We start from the raw sequence: 2,315 nt of genomic DNA, 5'->3' as shown, positions 1-2,315 counted from the left end.
GCCGGCTCGGCAACGTGTTCTCCGCCGCGGCGGTGGTGACCTGCGACGGCGCGGTGCTGCTCGGCCGGATGGCCCCGCACACCGCGACCGCGGGCCAGATGTACTTTCCGGCCGGAACCCCCGACCTCGAGGACATCGCGGGCGACGTGGTGGACCTCGAGGGCTCGCTCGCGCGCGAGCTCATGGAGGAGACCGGGCTCGGGGCGCCGCTGGTGCGGCCGACCGACGAGCGCTTCGTCGTGGTCGACGGCTTCCTCTACGCCTGCATCCGCCGTTTCGAGACGGATCTCGACGCGGCCGCGCTCGCGCGGGTCGTCGAGCGGAACCTCGCCGCCGAGGAGGAGCCGGAGCTCGACCGGGCGGTCCTGGTGCGGTCGGCGCAAGACCTCACCGCGATGTCGCCGGTCTATGTCCACGCGGCCATCGCGCATCTGCTGAAGGAAGCACGCTAAAGCGCGTTGATCGCGCGGCTCCGGAGGCGTAGATGTGGGCGCGCGCGCCGCATTCTTCGGCGCGCTTTCTTGCGGGACCTTCATGCGCGCGAGCGGCGACATCTTCGCGGACCGGACGGCGGCCTTCACGGCCGGCGCGGGCGCGCGCGCGCGTGGTCTTCGTCTCCTTCTGCTTAGCCGCCCCTGAGGGCCGGCCGGGCTTTCGCCTGGGCGCTCAGGGGACAGGACGCCACGCAGAGACGAGACCGCACGCCCCGCACGCCATTCCGGGGCTGTCCGACGGAAGGACTTACGACATGACCGCTTCCACCGACCGCGTCGTGATTTTCGACACGACGCTGCGTGACGGCGAGCAATGCCCCGGCGCGACCATGACCTTCGAGGAGAAGCTCCAGGTCGCGAGCCTGCTCGACAAGATGGGCGTCGACGTCATCGAGGCCGGCTTCCCGATCGCCTCGAACGGCGACTTCGAGGCCGTCTCCGAGATCGCCCGCCGCGCCGACAACGCCATCATCGCCGGCCTCGCCCGCGCGATCCCCGGCGACATCGCCCGCTGCGGCGAGGCGGTGCGCCACGCCCGGCGGCCGCGCATCCACACCTTCGTATCGACCTCGCCGATCCACCTCGCGCACCAGATGCGCAAGACGGAGGAGCAGGTGCTGGAGATCATCGCCGCCACCGTCGCGCAGGCGCGCAACCTGGTCGACGACGTCGAGTGGTCGGCCATGGACGCCACCCGCACCAGCCATGAGTATCTGGCGCGGGCGGTCGAGGCGGCGATCAAGGCGGGCGCCACCACCATCAACCTCCCGGACACGGTGGGCTACGCCACGCCGGACGAGTACCGCGCCATGTTCGTCGCCATGCGCGAGCGCGTGCCGGGCGCGGACAAGGTGACGTTCTCCACGCACTGCCACGACGACCTCGGGCTGGCGGTGGCGAACTCGCTAGCGGGCCTCGCCGGCGGCGCGCGCCAGATCGAATGCACCATCAACGGCATCGGCGAACGCGCCGGCAACGCCGCGCTCGAGGAGATCGTGATGGCGATCCGGACGCGCGCCGACGTGCTGCCCTACGAGACCGGCGTCGAGTCCACGATGCTGACCCGGATCTCGCGCCTGGTGTCGGCCGCGACCTCGTTCCCGGTGCAGTACAACAAGGCGATCATCGGCAAGAACGCCTTCGCGCATGAGAGCGGCATCCACCAGGACGGGATGCTGAAGCACAACGAGACCTACGAGATCATGACGCCGGCCTCGGTCGGCGTGACCAAGACCTCGCTGGTCATGGGCAAGCATTCCGGCCGGGCGGCCTTCAAGGACAAGCTGAAGGCGCTGGGCTACGAGCTCGGCGACAACCAGCTGCAGGACGCGTTCACGCGCTTCAAGGAGCTCGCCGACCGCAAGAAGCACGTCTATGACGAGGACATCGAGGCGCTGGTCGACAACCAGATCGCCTCGAGCCACGACCGCATCAAGGTGCTGTCGCTGACCGTGATCGCCGGCACGATGGGGCCGCAGTCGGCCACGCTGACGCTCGACATCGACGGCGTGCACACCACCGTGCAGGCGGTGGGCAACGGCCCGGTGGACGCGATCTTCAACGCGATCCGCCGCGTCGTGCCGCATGACGCCACCCTGTCGCTCTACCAGGTGCACGCGGTGACCGAGGGCACCGACGCGCAGGCCGAGGTGTCGGTGCGGCTGGAGGAAGGCGAGAAGTCCGTGACGGCGCGCGGCGCCGACCCGGACACGCTGGTGGCTTCCGCGCGCGCCTATGTGGCGGCGCTCAACAAGCTCTCGGTCAAGCGCGGCCAGATCAACGCGCAGGCCGCGATCAGCGCGTGAGGCCGGCGGCCGGCCT

At 70.2% G+C, this 2,315-nt stretch carries 2 protein-coding genes; both read left to right on the top strand.

All coding sequences use genetic code 11. The features are described 5' to 3' along the window. Nucleotides 1-452, top strand: a 452-nt coding sequence (locus ACIKT0_RS17145; RefSeq protein WP_407106576.1) for an NUDIX hydrolase, incomplete at its 5' end; no start/stop codon positions are given. A gap of 296 nt (nucleotides 453-748) precedes the next feature. Continuing rightward, on the top strand, nucleotides 749-2,299 hold the full coding sequence (locus ACIKT0_RS17140) for a 2-isopropylmalate synthase (RefSeq protein WP_407106575.1): 1,551 nt from the start codon (nucleotides 749-751) through the stop codon (nucleotides 2,297-2,299). Nucleotides 2,300-2,315 lie beyond the last annotated feature (16 nt).

The organism is Hansschlegelia beijingensis (assembly GCF_045505405.1).
Lineage (GTDB): Bacteria > Pseudomonadota > Alphaproteobacteria > Rhizobiales > Methylopilaceae > Methylopila > Methylopila beijingensis_A.
This window is presented reverse-complemented; position numbering and strand designations above follow the sequence as displayed.

What these genes read in the sequence shown, in the direction of transcription:
- ACIKT0_RS17140 (WP_407106575.1), top strand. Translation starts at nt 749, where the DNA reads ATGACCGCTTCCACCGACCGCGTCGTGATTTTCGACACGACGCTGCGT.